Consider the following 15,462-nt stretch of genomic DNA (forward strand, 5'->3'; position numbering starts at 1 on the left):
AAAACTGTCGTTTTTAAACGGCCTCTACTGTAAGCAACCTATCTGGGCCCGTACTGCAATGCGTAGGGAATTGGCGAGATCTTCTTTTTGGCGATATTATCGGGGGTTACGTACACCAAATCAAGCTTACGGCCACCTTCTTTTTGAAAGTATTCTATCCGAAGGGGATAAAATCCCTTTTTTAGAGGAGCAATGTATGACCGTTGTATATCGGCATCGTGCAAACCATCAAGGTCAATGATTAGCTTGTCATTCAGGTATACTTTGCAGCCATCATCTGATCCCAATCCAAAAATATAATAACCGTCTTGTTTAACTTCAAATTGCCCAACCATCACTACGCCGAAATTGTTTTGGCGGGGGAGTTTATTGATATCAAAAGTGCTATCGGCCGTGCCCTCTTTAACCGGTTTTAGCGCCTTAAAGTCGGGCAGTTTATCCCACTGACCTTCATAATAGGCGTAATGAAAACCGCCGGGCTTGTAGTTTTTCCTGAGTGGTTTTGCGGGCAGGTAAGTGCCCTCCCTGAAATCGCCGCTGGTGCTCTTGTCAAATTTAGGACGGCTGGCAATCTGTCTCAAGGTAACTTTTGCAGGGCCGGATAGTTCTATTTCGGGTTTTGCAAACGGCGATGTAACCAATGGCTGCGAGCCATCGAATGTATAATGCACTTTTGTGGTATCATTAAAATACCAGATTTTTATGGGCTTATTCTTTAACACAATCCCGCCGGAGGGGTGAAACTCAAGTGGCTTACCGCCGTAGTCGTTATAGGCAAACCTCAGCCCATCATAAAAGTTTTTTAGCCGTACAGTGCCATGCGATTCGGCGGGGTAAGCTTTTACCACCCATTCAAAACCTGCCGGCGCACCTTTTTTCAGCAGGCTGTCCATGGCATTAATCTTCATTTCCTTCATGCCCCGTCCTTCCCGGCCGCCTATGTAAAGCGCTTTCTCCTTACCTGCAAGCGAAGGCAGCTTCTCTTTAACCTGCTTAAGCATCACTCCATTATCCCACCAATAACTTGGATCACCGGCAATATAATTGCTGAAGAGCTGCGGCTCGTTCAGTAAAGCATAAGTAACAAACACACCGCCGAAAGAGTGGCCGAAAAGGGTATTATCACCATCAGAAGGATAGGTTTTATCAATATAAGGAATCAGCTCCTCTTTAAAAAACTTTAGAAATTTGTCAGCCCCGCCCGATGTTTTATTTCCGTTATTATGGGTGGGCAAAAAATCTCTATCACGGTCAACATTCAGTAGCCCGACAATTATCATTGGCGGCATGGTGTGTTCATCAAAAATAAAATGCTGGATATCGCGCCCTAATTTTATATTCCAGTCGTCAATGATGTACAATACATCATATTTGGTTGCCGAACCGGCTTTATAGCCATCGGGCAATATTACCTGGATAACCCGTTTCTCATTTAATATAACCGAATTGATGGAATCGCGTTTACCGGGCAGGTCCTGCGCCGCAGCGCGTCCTGACAAGCTAAATATTAATGCGATGGTAAAGGATAGAAAAAGGTAGGTCCTGTTCTTCATAATGAGGGAGGTTTGATTACAGGTAAGACTATGCCTTGATAAAGATAGTTACAACACGCCGGCAAAAAACAGCGAATGGCTCTTTTTACATAGCTAAAAGCAGAATGCACAAAGCCTAAATCTTAATTCACTGATTATTAGATGCTATACAGCTTAACACAGTTCCTTTAATTTTTCCGACATTTATTTAGTGCTTAGCTTATTGAACTTAACACTGTAAGTAATCAGGAAATATCGCTTCAATGTATTGTTTTGCACATCGTTAACCGAATTGGTGTTAATGTAACGGTACACGCTCACGTTTTGATTAAAGAGATCATAAACGGAAAGTTTAAGTTCTCCCCGATCTTTTTTTAGCATTTGCAGGGCCAGGGACGAGGCTCACTACGTCAACTCCTTTTTTAAAGCCTGCCGCAACCTGGCTGTTATAATTAAAATCCTGCCTGGTTTCCCAGATGATTTTTTTAGGGAACCTTACCACCAGGCTGTTGCTTATATTGTAGGTAGCTACCCTGATACTCCTGAAATCGTCATAATGATATTTGGAGTTCGATTGGTTAAAACCAACGGCGGTATTCAGGTCAATCACATCTTTCCAGTTAACATTAATATTTTCACGCAATCCATATGCAACAGTATTTTGCCAGCCTTCCACATTATTCAGCAAATTAAGGTTTTGGTAATAGTTGCCGTAAAAATTAGCTGATGTGCCGAGCTGCCAGTCTTTTATCTTTTTAAACCCTTTAGAGACACCAACTGAAAAATTATAGCTCGGCCTGCCATCGCGGTTAACGGTAGTACTATTTTGCACCCCGTCTGAGCGAATGGTTTGCTGTGAAATTGCCATGTTTTTTTGCGAAGAAATGTTGCCGTACGAGTAAATACCCAGCTGACTGTTATTAAAGTATTTGAAAAAATTAAAGTAATAGGTATTGCTTATGCCAGGCCTCAAATTTGGATTACCTGTATAGCTGTACAACGGGCTATAAACAATAGTAATAGGCTGCAGGTTTGATACCCCCGGCTGGTTAACACGGCGCTCGTAACTCAAAAATATTCCATAAGCTTCGATACGAATTGTTGGCAACAGGAAAAAATAATTTTGAACAAGCCTGCTGGTCGCGAAATTGTTATTGATCTGCTGCCATTGGGTGTTAAGCCCGGCGATGATTTGTGTGTTTTTATTGAGCTGATAAGTGATCCCCGGTTTAATATTCTCGGTCCACAGATCACGTTTAAGGTCGGAGCTTTGATTAGTGAGCAGCGAATCAAAGCCGCCTGTTTTACGGTCGAAGGTAAAAACCTGGTCGCTGGTTTTATTATATATGCCCGATGTGATAACATCAACAATAAGCTTTTTGGTTAGCGGGTATCGGTAACTAAAATCGAGATTGCCCGAAGCATTGTTTGATGTGCGGGTAGATAACCTATGCAAGCTATCTGATAATTCCGGGCGTTGATAATTAACCACATCATTATTATTGAAATTGTTATTGTGGTTAGGATTAATGCTCAGGTTATGCGAGATAGTGAACGACTCCTTGCTTTTGTTCTTAGATCGTTTATGAAAATAAAAGCTTTGGTTAAATTGCGTTGAATGCCCGTCGCCCACAGAGCCTGATACCGATTTATTCACTGGCATATCAAAATTATTTGAAGTATTGCCCAACGACGAGGAGCTGCTATTATTAGAATTATAACTTAATGATGGATTATAGCGCAGGTTCCGGATAGTATCAGGCTTCCACTCCACAAGTCCGCTTATAGTGTGCGTATGATTGTTTGCATACCTGCTGCTTGAAGCACGGGTTAACAGCGTTGTATCTTTCAGAAATTGCTGCTGAAAATTGGCTGATTCAATTTTGTTGTTCCGCTGTGTATAAAAATATTGCAGGTTAAGCTTTAGCTTTTCGCCATAGTTTTGGTTAAGGTTAAACCCTCCGGACGTAATTTTTTCAATGCCGCCGCCCCAGTTTCGGCCACCATTAAAGGATGTGTTACCCCCGCTGCGGTCAAAACCACCCTCGGCATTAAGCTCATCGCGAGAGAACGCGGTATGATTTAGGTTATTGCTTAACCCAATAAGGCTTACCTGCAAAGTATCCCGAAACATATTGAACAATCCACCGGCCTCGTACCTGTCGCGCGAACCCAGACCTCCGAATACCTTGCCGAAAACGCTTTTCTTAATGGCCTTTTTAAGTTTGATGTTAATGATCTTCTGTACCTGGGTTTCACTTACCAAATGATCGGGGTCATTCTCCCGGTCGTCATAAACCTGAACCTGCGCAACAATGGCCGCATCCAAATTTTTGGTGGCGATCTTAGGGTCCGAACCAAAAAACTGCTTGCCATCAATCAACAGTTTGCTTACCTGTTTCCCGTTAACGGTAATGGTTCCGTCGCCATCTATTTGTACGCCGGGAAGCTTTTTAAGCAATTCTTCAACGGCGGCATTGGGGCGGGTTTTGAAAGCGGCAGCATCAAATTCAATGGTATCTTTTTTTACTTTTACTGGCACCCGCTCTGCACGTACCACCACTTCCTTAAGCATTTTACTGCTGAGTGTAACGTTGCCCAAATCAATTATATCGCCTTTTTTAAAATTAAAATTATGGATATAGTTTTGATACCCGGCATAGGAAATAACCAGGCGTACCTGTTTATCAACCGGTAGGCGCTGTAATTCAAAATCCCCGTTCTTTTTACTGAGGGTATAAGCTATCAGAGAGGTATCTTTCAGGTCGACAACGGCAACAGTACTCAACTCAAGAGCTTGCGTATTCAGGGAATCGGTGACCTTCCCTTTTATTGTGGCCTTTTGGGCAAAGGCCCCGGAAAACAGGCATAACAGTATCAATGAAAAAAAGATGGTTTTCATCCAGGTTTAGGTGCAGACAGGTAAGGTTAATTAATAAATTGTGTTATAGGTGATGTAGGGCCGTGGTAATTAGGAAACTTAAATCATGAGGTAGTTATAGGGTTTAGATGTCAGCATGTTGGTTAATTAACGTTTAAAGCATAACACTACTCCCCCTTGCTTAACCACTACATCCATAACCCCGTAGGCAGCATTATATGCTATAAATGTGCTCTAATAACATGAAAGCAGCGTTAATATTGCCTGATATGCTACAAAAAGGGGAGATATTTAGGTATTGTAACATTGATTTTACCAAAGTGCCCTTTTTCCCGATGCCATGCAGAATAAAATTATTCCTTTCTCCGCGTTGTTTTTTTGCGATATAAACATCAAACCAAATAAAGAAATATAAACGCGATAAAAATCAAACATGGCCGCAATAAAATTTTGCCAATCCCGTTTTTAAACTAATATTGTGCAAGTAATATTATTTTGTACCGAATTAATTACCTAAAACCATAACATTATGAAAGCAGCAGAAACCTACAAATCCATTTATGTAACGTTTTACAGGTGGAATGTTAAAAACTTTGGTCACGGCGGATTGCCAAAAGCCAACGCCCTTTTTGGAGCAAGCTTTTTGATGATCATTTTGCTGGCCATTTTAGTAAGTGTTGCACAGTTATTTTTAACCGCCGGCTGGTTTCAGTTAAGTCCGGTATCCGGCTTAATGATATTACTGGGTGCCACAGGCGCGTTTGTGCTTAATTATTTTGTATTGCTGAACAGCCGCTACTTTAAAAAGGTGAATGCCGCGTTTGCACGCATCAGCAAACACAATCCCAATACGTGGTCAATAATGCTGATGGTTTGTGTGGTTGTTTCCTGCACCATGCTGCTGGTTGTTTGCCAGGCCGGAACATTTTTAAGATGAGATTAAACAATGTGATTATAAGAAGGCCCGCCGGTACCGGCGGGTTTTTTGTTTTATATAGTCCCGCTTTATCACTTCATCAAAATTCTATATCTTTCGCTTCAATTAAACTTTTATCACTGTGTTGGTTAAAACTTTTGGAAGCGCGGTTTATGGGATACAGGCTATTACCATAACAGTTGAGGTGAATATTGCATCGGGCACAAAATATTTCATTGTGGGCCTGCCCGATGTGGCTGTAAAAGAAAGTTATTTCAGGATAGAATCGGCGTTAAAAAACTGCGGTTTCAGGATGCCCCGCCAGCAGGTAGTGGTTAATATGGCCCCGGCCGATATCAAAAAAGAGGGTTCTTCCTATGATCTTACTATCGCCACTGGCGTATTAGCCGCATCCGGCCAGATAGAACCTGAAACCCTTGATAAATTCATCATCATGGGCGAGCTTTCGCTTGATGGAAGCCTCCAGCCAATAAAAGGCGCTTTGCCCATAGCCATACAAGCCCGTAAAGATGGCTTTAAAGGTTTTATTCTCCCTAAACAAAACGCTCGTGAAGCAGCCATTGTTAACGACCTTGAAGTTTACGGCGTTGAAAGCATTAAAGACGTAGTGGGCTTTTTCAACGGCACATCCGAACTTAAGCCCGAAATAGTAAACACCCGCGAAGAATTTTACGACAGCCTCTGCAATTACGACAGCGATTTCAGCGAAGTAAAAGGCCAGGAAAATATTAAGCGCGCCTTAGAGATTGCCGCAGCCGGCGGCCATAACGTGATCCTGATCGGTCCGCCCGGAGCAGGTAAAACCATGCTGGCCCGGAGGCTGCCCTCTATTTTGCCGCCCCTAAGCTTATATGAATCGTTAGAAACCACCAAGATCCATTCGGTGGCAGGCAAACTTGCCGCTGCCGATGCGCTGGTAACCATTCGTCCGTTCAGGAGCCCTCACCATACCATTAGCGATGTAGCTTTGGTAGGAGGGGGAAGCAACCCTGCCCCCGGCGAAATTTCTTTGGCCCATAACGGCGTTTTATTTTTAGATGAACTGCCCGAATTTAAACGCAGCGCGTTGGAGGTAATGCGCCAGCCGTTGGAAGAGCGCCGGGTAACCATATCACGCGCTAAATTTACGGTAGATTATCCCAGCAGCTTCATGTTGGTGGCAAGTATGAACCCCTGCCCATGCGGATATTATAACCATCCCGAAAAAGAATGTATTTGCCCGCCGGGCATGGTGCAAAAATACCTGAGCAAAATTTCCGGCCCGCTGCTGGACAGGATAGACCTGCACGTAGAGGTAACGCCGGTTAACTTCAGCGAACTATCGTCCGACCGCGCTGCCGAAAAAAGCGAACTCATCCGCGAACGGGTGATCAGGGCAAGGGAAATCCAGGTAGAGCGTTTCGGCAACCGTCCCGATCTGCATGCCAACGCACAAATGAGCCCTCAAATGGTTCGCGACCTGTGCAAGATCAACGCGGCCGGCCAAACCCTGCTCAAAAAAGCCATGGAAAAACTTGGCCTATCGGCAAGGGCTTATGACAGGATCCTCAAAGTATCCCGCACTATTGCTGATCTTTCCGGAAGTGAGGAAATTAAGCTGGAGCATTTGGCTGAGGCTATACATTTCAGGAGTTTGGATAGAGAGGGCTGGGCGGGGTAAAGGAGATTTATTATGGGATTCTTTAATATTTTAAAAACGGAAACTACTTGCAGCAACTGTAGTAAGCCCTTTCCTGTTTACATCCAATTTAAGTTTGGTCACACAAGACAACTTGAATATCAATTGGGGGATAAGTTGTACTGGGACGAAGGTGGAAAATGGCGTACCAATGATGTTGGAAGACCAAATTTACCGGCCGTTAATGTGTACGGAAGTTTTGGCCATGAAATATGCCCCAATTGCTCTTATCTTAATGAGGCGGAGTTTGATATAAGGATGGAATTTGATACTATAATCAGTGTTAAGTCGATGACCGATTATAAAAATTATCTTGACTATGAAGAGGGGGATGGATGTTATTACGAAGTGAATGATTAATTAACGTCCTATCGCAAGTATAGAGAGCGACAAAGAGAGTAAAGCCCTCAACAGATTAATGAATACATTTCTCGATTATATTTTTTACAGAACAGCAGAACTCTTCTTCAAAAGGTATGGAAGAAGGGGGTTCGCGGGAATTTCTATTATTTCCGCATCGCAAACATTTGCAATAAGCTCGTCAATCTTAATAATATTTCCTTTCATTACCACCCAGTCAATCAAATACTACTACGGCGCAATTACATACGCTGAAATAATAATTTATGGATCGTTACTATATATAAATCATCGCAAATATTCAGGGAAATATAACAAAATAAGATTTGTGTGGCGTGATGAAGCAGCTGAAGAAAGATTTCGCAAGGGTATTTTAGTATTCATTTCCTTAGTGTTCCCGCTCATATTATATGCAATATTATGTAAGGTTATCCATTAAACCTCACCCTCTGGCGCAAGTATGAAGGGGTGGCAATGTGTGAAAAGGCTACTTATGCCAAATATTAGAAAATATGAGTACCAAATACAAATTTCACGATCAGGATAAATTATACTTTGTAAGCTTTTCTGTTGTGTATTGGATAGAACTTTTCATAAGAAATGAATACAAACAGGTATTGCTTGACAGTTGGAGGCATTGTCAAAAGCATAAGGGTCTTGAAATATATGGATGGTGTATCATGACCAGCCACGTTCACATGATTATTGGAAGCAACAGTAATAAATTGGAGGATATATTGCGTGATATGAAAAAACACACCGCAGCGATATTACGAAGTACAATTGAAAACAATCCTATTGAAAGCCGAAAGGAATGACTTTTATGGATGATGAAACGCGCCGGAACGAAAAATAGCAATAACGAAAAGTTTCAATTATGGCAACAAGACAATCATCCCATTATGCTGTTTAACCATAAAGTATTGCGCCAGTAACAAACTGCTTAAAACAGCGCTGAAAAACTATGGCCTTAAGAAGTTTTTAACATATAAACTACATGACAACCAAACCTTTACTCCTTATCACTATCGCAGCACTAACAATCTTTGTGAGCTCCTGCAAAACCTATTACATGCCTGTTGGGACTTTCCTGGAGCAGGTGCCAACCCTGGAAACGGTGAATTTAAGACAGGTTACCGCCCAGGACCCTCTTGGGCATAAGCATACCTATAGTGTTTATCCTATTGATTCGATTAAATGTTTCGATAAAGACGGAACTTCTTATAAGTTAAAGAACGGGCCATCTATTGAAATACGTTTTACAGATATCAATGGCAAGCGATCAACCTTTTACTTCGACCGCACCTGGGTTATCCAGGATTCTGTTATCGGTGTTCAGTCAAAGATCCTTTCACTGAAAAAAGCAATACCGGTAAGTACGATCAAGACAATTGAAGTACAGGATGGGCGAAAAAAATACAAATACATTAACCAGTAGGCCAATATAAAGCTGGCCCACACAACAGTCGATTCGGAATTTAATCAAAACAATTCATTTGCCGGCGAGGCCGGGGTTGATACCCGGCACGGGCAAATTGGGTTATGCAGCTTAGCAGTTTACCTGCAAAACTTTAAGCCATACAGCCAACTGTACTATTATATTAAATAGCCGGTTAACTTAAAAGAAGCATGGCCCGCGGTTGCTGCCAATTGGAAATTTGTTAACCCTGCCATATACATGATCGCAATGCGTATGATCGCGATACATTTTTTGATGTGATGGCGGGCAATTTACCTGTAGTGGTTGGGTAGTTTCAGTCTTATCAGGCTGACAAACTATCGTAGCTTGTTTTTTCATAACGAATCCCCCTGTTTAGATTATACTGATAATTGGTATAATAAATTTAACTATAAAAGCACTTATTTACAATAGCTTTTATCAGAAAAATAATATTAAAAAAATTACGGCCAACCTCGAAGGTGCAAGCAGCTACTGCCCGCAGGCAAACCCTGCATATTTGCGCCAGCAAAGGAAAAAATCACTTGTGGCATCTTAGATAAATAAACGGCCGGAGCAAATAATATATACTCCGGCTGTTTAAATAAGTATAGCGTACCTGTATTTATTTCCCTTTCCAAAACTGCAGATAATGCAGGTTGTACCCTCCGTTGTTAGCTAATACCTTTATTTTGTTGCTCCCGGCTTTTAAAACAATGTTTTTTACAGCAATAACCTGCCATTTTTTTAGCCCGCCTGTGTTGGGCACTGCCACTTCTTTTGCCTGGGTTATATTATTAACTAAAACAGATAGCTTGGCATCATCGGTGGCGGATGCTACTTTGAGGCTAAGGGAGTATACGCCCGGTATTTTAACCTGTATGGTGTACTGTGTCCATTCGTTGGTTTCAATATGATCTACATAGTAACTTTCATACTTCGTAGAATCTTTGCTGATATCAACGCCGTCGTTCCGGTAAACATGGCCTTTGTTCCCAACACCCGGTTTACCCGAAGTATGATAGTCGGCTGTATCGGTGTCAAAATAAGCAGAGCCATTGCGGCCCAGGTCATAATCAACAGCATTGATCACGGGGCCGTTGCCAATCCTGTTGGCTTTAAAGGGCTTGGTAACGCTTGTATGCGGCTGCCTGAAAATAGCATCGATGACATCATGATGGATAATGGTATTTTCTAATTTAGCATACGTAGCTAGCTCAAGGGTGCCGCTATAAGTATTGCTCTCGTTAGGTTTATTCCTGCCGGTGTTCAGGTACCTCGCCACATCATCATAGTTCAGATTTGAACGGATCTCCATCGGGTTGTTGATGCCCAATTTTTTCAATGGCCATAATGACCAGCCAATGTTATTTTTTTCTAATAAGCCGATAGCTTCAGTAAGCCAGGTATTTGAGTTTTCGCCGGTTTCGCCTAACCATACGGGAATATTATACTGGTCGCGTGTTTTTACGATATGATCAACAGACTTCTGATCGTTAAAATTCCAGTACTTATGAAAGCTCAGCACCATGTTTTTATCCCACTGGGGTAAAATACCGTTATAGTTATTGCCCCAACCGTTGCCCTCAATAATAATAATGTGTTTTTTATCTACCTCGCGAATGGCAGCAGTAATATCAACCATCAGTTTTCTTAGCGGACCGTTTGTTTTTTCCTTCAGTCCGTTTTTATCATTTTGAGGATCGTCAAAACCCCAGTTTGGCTCGTTGATGATATCATAAGCACCTATATAAGGCTCGTTTTTATACCGTTCGGCCAGTTTACGCCAAAGGGCTATGGTTTTTTGTTTATTAGCCTCGCTGTCCCAAAGCGATGGTTTGTCCGGGTCGCGGTCGGAGATGTTGAGGTCGTTGCCTTGTCCGCCGGGGGCGGCATGCAGGTCAAGGATTAGGTACATGTGGTTTGCTTTACACCAGGACAGCAGACCGTCGGTCATTTTAAACCCTTTATCCAGCCAGGTGTTTTTACCGGCAACGGGCTCCTTATCAACCGGCAAGGTGTAAAGGTTATAATGCATTGGCAGGCGGATAGAATTAAATCCCCAGCGTTTCATCGAATCTACATCAATTTTGCGGGTATTATTGGCCAGCCAGGTATCATAAAACTCCTTAGTTTCGGCCGGGCCCATTAGCTCTTCAAACCTTTCGCGAATGCGGTACTGCCGGCTGTCTTTGTTAATGTGCAGCATATAGCCTTCCTGCAGCATCCATCCCCCTAAACCCATCCCTCGCAGCAATACATTCTGCCCCTTTTCATCAACTATTTTTTTGCCTTCGGCTTTTAAAAAGCCTGTTTGCGCATTTCCTTGTAACGAGACAAATAACGCCGGGACCGCGGCCAGCAAAGCCTTAATTCTTGAGCTCACCTTTATATTTTTTATTAACGATGTTAACATGTTGTTGTGCATTTAAATTTTCTAAACCGGTTTATATTACCAGATATACGTTCCAACCGAACCTTTATCAAGTTTAACAGCTAATACTTTTCCCTGGTACTGGATGTTAAAATCCTGCGCGCCATCGCTGGTGTTCGCTACGATAAGTACTTTTTTGCCATCGGGGGTTTTGAAAGCCACATTAGGTAAAGTATCCATATTGTTTGATGCAATACGTACTGAACCCGGACGTACAAATTTGGAAGCATGAGCAATTGAATAATAAGCGATGTTCTTCTTTACTTGGTTTTTATCAATGGTAACGGCGCCCTGGCACATTGGGCAGCCACCCCTGTCGGTGTAGGGCTTATATTCAGGGTCGGCGGCAAGGTTCCATTCCAGTACATTGCGGCTCCAGTTACGGGTTGCGCCAATAATAAGGCTTTTTACCGGCCAGGCAATGTTGATAGTACTTTGATTTTCGGGCTCAACGGTCATCTGCTCGGTAAAGTAAATATTTTTATCAGGATGGGCGTTGTGCACATCGGTAAGGGCCGAGATATCGCCGCCATACAGATGAAAGCCTGAACCATCCACATATTTACGGGCAGCCGGATCGTTCAATATCGAAATAGGGTAGTCAGGCCTGTCGGCATTATGATCGTAAACAATGATCTTTGTTTTGATACCTGCAGCCTTAAACGCTGGGCCAAGGTTGTTTTTGATAAAGTCGGCTTCGTCGGGCGCAACCATCAGCAAGCTGGGGTTATTGCCTGGGTGTAATGGCTCGTTTTGAATGGTGATGGCATCAATATTAATTCCATTGGCCTTCATTGCCTGGATATATTTAACCAGGTAGTTAGCATACACCGGGTAACAATCGGGTTTTAATCTGCCGCCGCGGGTATCATTATTGGTTTTCATCCAGGCCGGCGGCGACCATGGCGAACCCAACACCTTGATTGCCGGATTAATTGCCAGGATCTGTTTCATTACCGGGATCACATCGGTTTTATCCGGTCCAAGGTTAAAATGTTTTAACGTTGGATCTGTCTGGCCTTTGGGCATATCATCATAGGAGAATACTTTGTCGTTCAGATCGGATGCACCAATACTCAGCCTTAAATAACTGATGCCAATATCATTCCCCGTAACCGCAAAAAGATTTTTAAGCAGCGCGGCCCGACTGTCGGCACCCATACGGATGATGTGCATAGCGCTGCCCCCGGTTAATGCAAATCCAAACCCGTCTATCGGCTGGTAATGTTGCTTATCATTAACAGTAATAGTAGTGCCGCCGGCGTTCCCGGTTTTAAAAATAAGCGGCTCCTTTTGCTGCTCAAAAAGTGCCGATCTGTCGGCCCGGGTAAGCCATAAGCTTGCCTTTGTTTGCGCGTTTATTGCAGCAGCCGGGCCAAGCAGCATGGCGCCCAATAAAATCGATTTGATTTGCGTATTCATGAAACAGGATTTACAGGTTTATTTGTTGATAACAGGAATTAATAAGGCTGTTAAAATTGGATAAGTAAAAATATTACTGTTTTTAATAAAACGTAGTAATTAATCGGTTACAAAGTCAATAATTAGATTTTGCAGTGATTAAGAAGTAGTTTACGCATGGAGTTAATTTAAAGCAGGGCGATATAAAGTCTTATTTAAACGGGCAAATTTAATTTTCAATTTAAAACATTTGTTTTTATGAAAAGATTCCTATAAATTCACATACAACTATCCAATGAATACTCCATCTAAAAAAATTGTCATATTTGATGACGACGAGGACATACTTTCTATTTGCAGTTATATTTTGGAGGAACAAGGGTGGGAAGTGCACACATTTAGCGACTGCAATAACATTGTTGAAAAAGTTTCGGGCATCTTGCCTGATGTGATCATGATGGATAACTGGATCCCCGATTCGGGCGGAATCATTGCCACGCAAACCCTCAAAAAAACCGAAGGACTTAAAGAAATACCGGTAATTTACTTTTCGGCAAACAGCGATATCCAGATCCTGGCCAATCATGCCGGCGCCCAAAGCTATTTAGCCAAACCATTTGACCTTGAAGACCTGGAAAAGGTGATCAACAGAGTGATAGCAGCGTAGGTGAGATAAACCCGAGTTGCGGCTTATCGTATATCTGTATTCTTTAATCTTACTAAAATAAATTCAGTTGTCATTTCGACAAACCAAGCGGGTAATGTACGGGCGTGAGGAGAAATCTTATACGCCAGCCCTAAATCAGATGTAGCGGCCCTGCTTGGTGTATAAGATTTCTCTTTCGCCCCGGCGCTCATGGCCCACGTGCTCCATCGAAATGACAATTTTCTTTTTATTTAAAAGAGGGATATAAACGATAGCATTTTTTTAGTCTATAACAAGACAGAAGACACAAAATCCCCCTTTAAAACGCTTCTATCTTTTTTCCTCAAACGATGCCAGCAGGTTTATATTCGGGTCCACCTTAACATCTGCCGGTTTGGCTTTTACCCGGAAACGGGCTGTTGTCGATTTCTCTTTTACCGGCACGGTTAACAGCTGCCCGTCAACAGACACCTCCAGCGGCAAATTGTAAACATAGGCCTGGTTTTGGGTTACATTTATGGTAATGTAACCATCCTTTTCATTATACTTCCAGCTAACCGCCAAATTTGGGTGCCCGGCGTTGCGTAGCCATTGCGTAAAAAACTGTTTCAGGTCTTTGCCGCTGGTTTGTTCCATTACCCGCCTCAAATCATCAGTATTGGCATTGCTGCCCTGGTATTTTGAATAATAGTTTCTTACCCCTTTCCAAAAACATCATCGCCCAGTTTGCGCCGCAGCATGTGCAGCACCCAACCGCCTTTTTCGTAACTATTGGCATTAAGCAGCTGCATAAATTTTGTTTTAACAGCGGTATCAACCACGGGCGTTAAACGCTCCTTTTCAAAATCCAGCACTTTTTTACGCTGGCCGATAAGGCGTGTTTTTAAGGTATCGGCCCCGTATTTATTTTCGAGATAAAGATTGGTCATATAAGTAGCAAAGCCTTCACTTAACCAAAGGTGGCCAAAGCTTTTCTCGCTGGCGCCATCGCCAAACCACTGGTGGGCAATTTCATGCGCCATTAGTTCTTCTATATCCGGACTTTTAACCGACTCTTCAAAGTAGAATATGGCACTGGCATTTTCCATACCGCCAAAAATGGTTTTCGACTGCACGTTGGCCAATTTTTCGTAGCTGTAAGGGCCAACATTTTTTATAAAGTAGGGGAGAATGTTTTTAGCTACAGCATAGCTTTTAAACCCCACCTCTTTACTTTCCGGAAAAACATAGGTAAAAACCGGGATTCCGTTAACATCACCGGGGCGGTCAACTGCAAACTCAGCTACGCCTATAACCATTACTTTGGTAGGCAGCGCAACGGCTTCAACCCAATGGGTTAGTTTGAGCTTTCCGTCGAGTTGCTTTTCTTCGGTTTGCAGGCCGTTTGATACCACCTGGTAATGATCGGGCGCGGTTACAATAAAATCAACCGTGGCTTTGTCGGCAATATTATCAACGCAGGGCAGCCAGTTATGGGCCCGGTTAGGCCAGTTATCACCAAAAAAGTACGGTGTCCGAATGCGTTGGTCGAGATGATCAACCCATCGGCCGGGATGCCGCTGTAACTTATCGTATAATCGCGGGTGTTCCCTTTATAGGCCCGGGTATTGATCTTTAGCTGTTCGCCATCCTGGGTAAACTTTACCGGCTTCCCGTTTTCGGTTACAGCCGATACCAGCATGCCTTTACCCTCAGCATTCTTTTTCACCAGGTCGAGGCTAAACCCTTCCGCGCCGTTCAAAAACCTTATCGAAACCGTGGCCTTTCCCTCTATATTATTATCGGCGTCATTAAGTTTAATATCAAACGTATAATGTTTAACATCAATCTGCGCCCCTGGAACCTGGGCAAATGCCGGCATGGTAAACAGGGCCGGTAACAATAAAAGAACAAAAAATATCCTGCGCATAGCCGTGGTTCAGTTTGTTTTGTACTGCAACAAAGCTAATAAAAACAAGCTGTTATCCGCCTTTCCCGGCTATTTGGTTTATTACATTTTTACATTGCTAAAACGTTACATTAACCCCTGTGGTGAACAAAAAGTAAAGTCCGTTCATTTTGGTGTTTTTTACATAATCAACCTGGTTAAATGGCTTGATGAGGTACGGCGTAAAGAGGATTTGCCACTTGTTAATAGTATAGGTTAAAGGCAACG

At 42.7% G+C, this 15,462-nt stretch carries 13 protein-coding genes; 6 read left to right on the forward strand and 7 right to left on the reverse strand.

Going from position 1 to position 15,462, the window contains the following annotated elements; translation table 11 throughout:
• Positions 1–38: 38 nt before the first annotated feature.
• Both ACQ86K_RS31275 and ACQ86K_RS31280 read right to left on the reverse strand, forming a co-directional pair.
• Positions 39–1,553 (reverse strand): PA14 domain-containing protein, encoded by a 1,515-nt coding sequence (locus ACQ86K_RS31275; protein WP_091174761.1) that lies wholly within the window; start codon positions 1,551–1,553, stop codon positions 39–41.
• 331 nt (positions 1,554–1,884) lie between these two features.
• The gene (locus tag ACQ86K_RS31280; protein WP_431199383.1) at positions 1,885–4,434 is read right to left on the reverse strand and encodes an outer membrane beta-barrel protein; all 2,550 of its coding nucleotides are present in this window, start codon (positions 4,432–4,434) and stop codon (positions 1,885–1,887) included.
• A 508-nt stretch (positions 4,435–4,942) separates the two neighbouring features.
• Between ACQ86K_RS31280 and ACQ86K_RS31285 the strand changes: the two genes are divergently transcribed.
• The 5 genes from ACQ86K_RS31285 (at position 4,943) to ACQ86K_RS31305 (ending at position 8,826) form a co-directional block, all read left to right on the forward strand.
• Positions 4,943–5,350 (forward strand): hypothetical protein, encoded by a 408-nt coding sequence (locus tag ACQ86K_RS31285; RefSeq protein WP_091174765.1) that lies wholly within the window; start codon positions 4,943–4,945, stop codon positions 5,348–5,350.
• A 121-nt stretch (positions 5,351–5,471) separates the two neighbouring features.
• A complete protein-coding gene (locus ACQ86K_RS31290; protein WP_090532677.1) occupies positions 5,472–7,010 on the forward strand; it encodes a YifB family Mg chelatase-like AAA ATPase in 1,539 nt (512 codons plus the stop codon).
• Positions 7,011–7,133: 123 nt separating this feature from the next.
• Positions 7,134–7,388: a hypothetical protein gene (locus tag ACQ86K_RS31295; protein WP_143020881.1), complete on the forward strand. Its 255-nt coding sequence runs from the start codon at positions 7,134–7,136 to the stop codon at positions 7,386–7,388.
• Positions 7,389–7,900: 512 nt separating this feature from the next.
• Positions 7,901–8,206 carry a transposase gene (locus ACQ86K_RS31300; RefSeq protein ID WP_091174770.1) on the forward strand — a complete coding sequence of 102 codons (306 nt, stop codon included), beginning with the start codon at positions 7,901–7,903 and terminating at the stop codon, positions 8,204–8,206.
• Between the two features lie 179 nt (positions 8,207–8,385).
• Positions 8,386–8,826 carry a hypothetical protein gene (locus tag ACQ86K_RS31305; protein ID WP_091174772.1) on the forward strand — a complete coding sequence of 147 codons (441 nt, stop codon included), beginning with the start codon at positions 8,386–8,388 and terminating at the stop codon, positions 8,824–8,826.
• Between the two features lie 625 nt (positions 8,827–9,451).
• Here the strand turns inward: ACQ86K_RS31305 and ACQ86K_RS31310 are convergent.
• Both ACQ86K_RS31310 and ACQ86K_RS31315 read right to left on the reverse strand, forming a co-directional pair.
• Positions 9,452–11,212 carry a cellulase family glycosylhydrolase gene (locus tag ACQ86K_RS31310; protein WP_256337541.1) on the reverse strand — a complete coding sequence of 587 codons (1,761 nt, stop codon included), beginning with the start codon at positions 11,210–11,212 and terminating at the stop codon, positions 9,452–9,454.
• 66 nt (positions 11,213–11,278) lie between these two features.
• On the reverse strand, positions 11,279–12,682 hold the full coding sequence (locus ACQ86K_RS31315; protein ID WP_091174776.1) for a glycoside hydrolase family 30 protein: 1,404 nt from the start codon (positions 12,680–12,682) through the stop codon (positions 11,279–11,281).
• A gap of 274 nt (positions 12,683–12,956) precedes the next feature.
• Here ACQ86K_RS31315 and ACQ86K_RS31320 point away from each other — a divergent pair, with 274 nt between their 5' ends.
• Positions 12,957–13,328, forward strand: coding sequence for a response regulator (locus ACQ86K_RS31320; RefSeq protein WP_090532688.1), 372 nt, complete (start codon positions 12,957–12,959; stop codon positions 13,326–13,328).
• Between the two features lie 309 nt (positions 13,329–13,637).
• On the opposite strand, the gene ACQ86K_RS31325 is transcribed toward ACQ86K_RS31320, so the two are convergent.
• The 3 genes from ACQ86K_RS31325 to ACQ86K_RS31335 are packed head-to-tail and all read right to left on the reverse strand — an operon-like array spanning position 13,638 to position 15,216.
• Positions 13,638–13,943: a hypothetical protein gene (locus ACQ86K_RS31325; protein ID WP_431199384.1), complete on the reverse strand. Its 306-nt coding sequence runs from the start codon at positions 13,941–13,943 to the stop codon at positions 13,638–13,640.
• 59 nt (positions 13,944–14,002) lie between these two features.
• The gene (locus ACQ86K_RS31330) at positions 14,003–14,827 is read right to left on the reverse strand and encodes a M1 family aminopeptidase (protein WP_431200971.1); all 825 of its coding nucleotides are present in this window, start codon (positions 14,825–14,827) and stop codon (positions 14,003–14,005) included.
• Complete coding sequence (locus tag ACQ86K_RS31335; RefSeq protein WP_431199385.1) at positions 14,722–15,216, reverse strand: hypothetical protein; 495 nt, start codon at positions 15,214–15,216, stop codon at positions 14,722–14,724. The genes ACQ86K_RS31330 and ACQ86K_RS31335 overlap by 106 nt, the downstream gene beginning before the upstream one ends.
• Between the last annotated feature and the right edge of the window lie 246 nt (positions 15,217–15,462).

It is taken from the genome of Mucilaginibacter sp. P19, from assembly GCF_050632265.1.
Lineage (GTDB): Bacteria > Bacteroidota > Bacteroidia > Sphingobacteriales > Sphingobacteriaceae > Mucilaginibacter > Mucilaginibacter gossypii.

What these genes read in the sequence shown, in the direction of transcription:
- ACQ86K_RS31275 (WP_091174761.1), bottom strand. Translation starts at nt 1,553, where the DNA reads ATGAAGAACAGGACCTACCTTTTTCTATCCTTTACCATCGCATTAATA.
- ACQ86K_RS31280 (WP_431199383.1), bottom strand. Translation starts at nt 4,434, where the DNA reads ATGAAAACCATCTTTTTTTCATTGATACTGTTATGCCTGTTTTCCGGG.
- ACQ86K_RS31325 (WP_431199384.1), bottom strand. Translation starts at nt 13,943, where the DNA reads ATGGAACAAACCAGCGGCAAAGACCTGAAACAGTTTTTTACGCAATGG.
- ACQ86K_RS31285 (WP_091174765.1), top strand. Translation starts at nt 4,943, where the DNA reads ATGAAAGCAGCAGAAACCTACAAATCCATTTATGTAACGTTTTACAGG.
- ACQ86K_RS31335 (WP_431199385.1), bottom strand. Translation starts at nt 15,216, where the DNA reads ATGCGCAGGATATTTTTTGTTCTTTTATTGTTACCGGCCCTGTTTACC.
- ACQ86K_RS31320 (WP_090532688.1), top strand. Translation starts at nt 12,957, where the DNA reads ATGAATACTCCATCTAAAAAAATTGTCATATTTGATGACGACGAGGAC.
- ACQ86K_RS31305 (WP_091174772.1), top strand. Translation starts at nt 8,386, where the DNA reads ATGACAACCAAACCTTTACTCCTTATCACTATCGCAGCACTAACAATC.
- ACQ86K_RS31315 (WP_091174776.1), bottom strand. Translation starts at nt 12,682, where the DNA reads ATGAATACGCAAATCAAATCGATTTTATTGGGCGCCATGCTGCTTGGC.
- ACQ86K_RS31300 (WP_091174770.1), top strand. Translation starts at nt 7,901, where the DNA reads ATGAGTACCAAATACAAATTTCACGATCAGGATAAATTATACTTTGTA.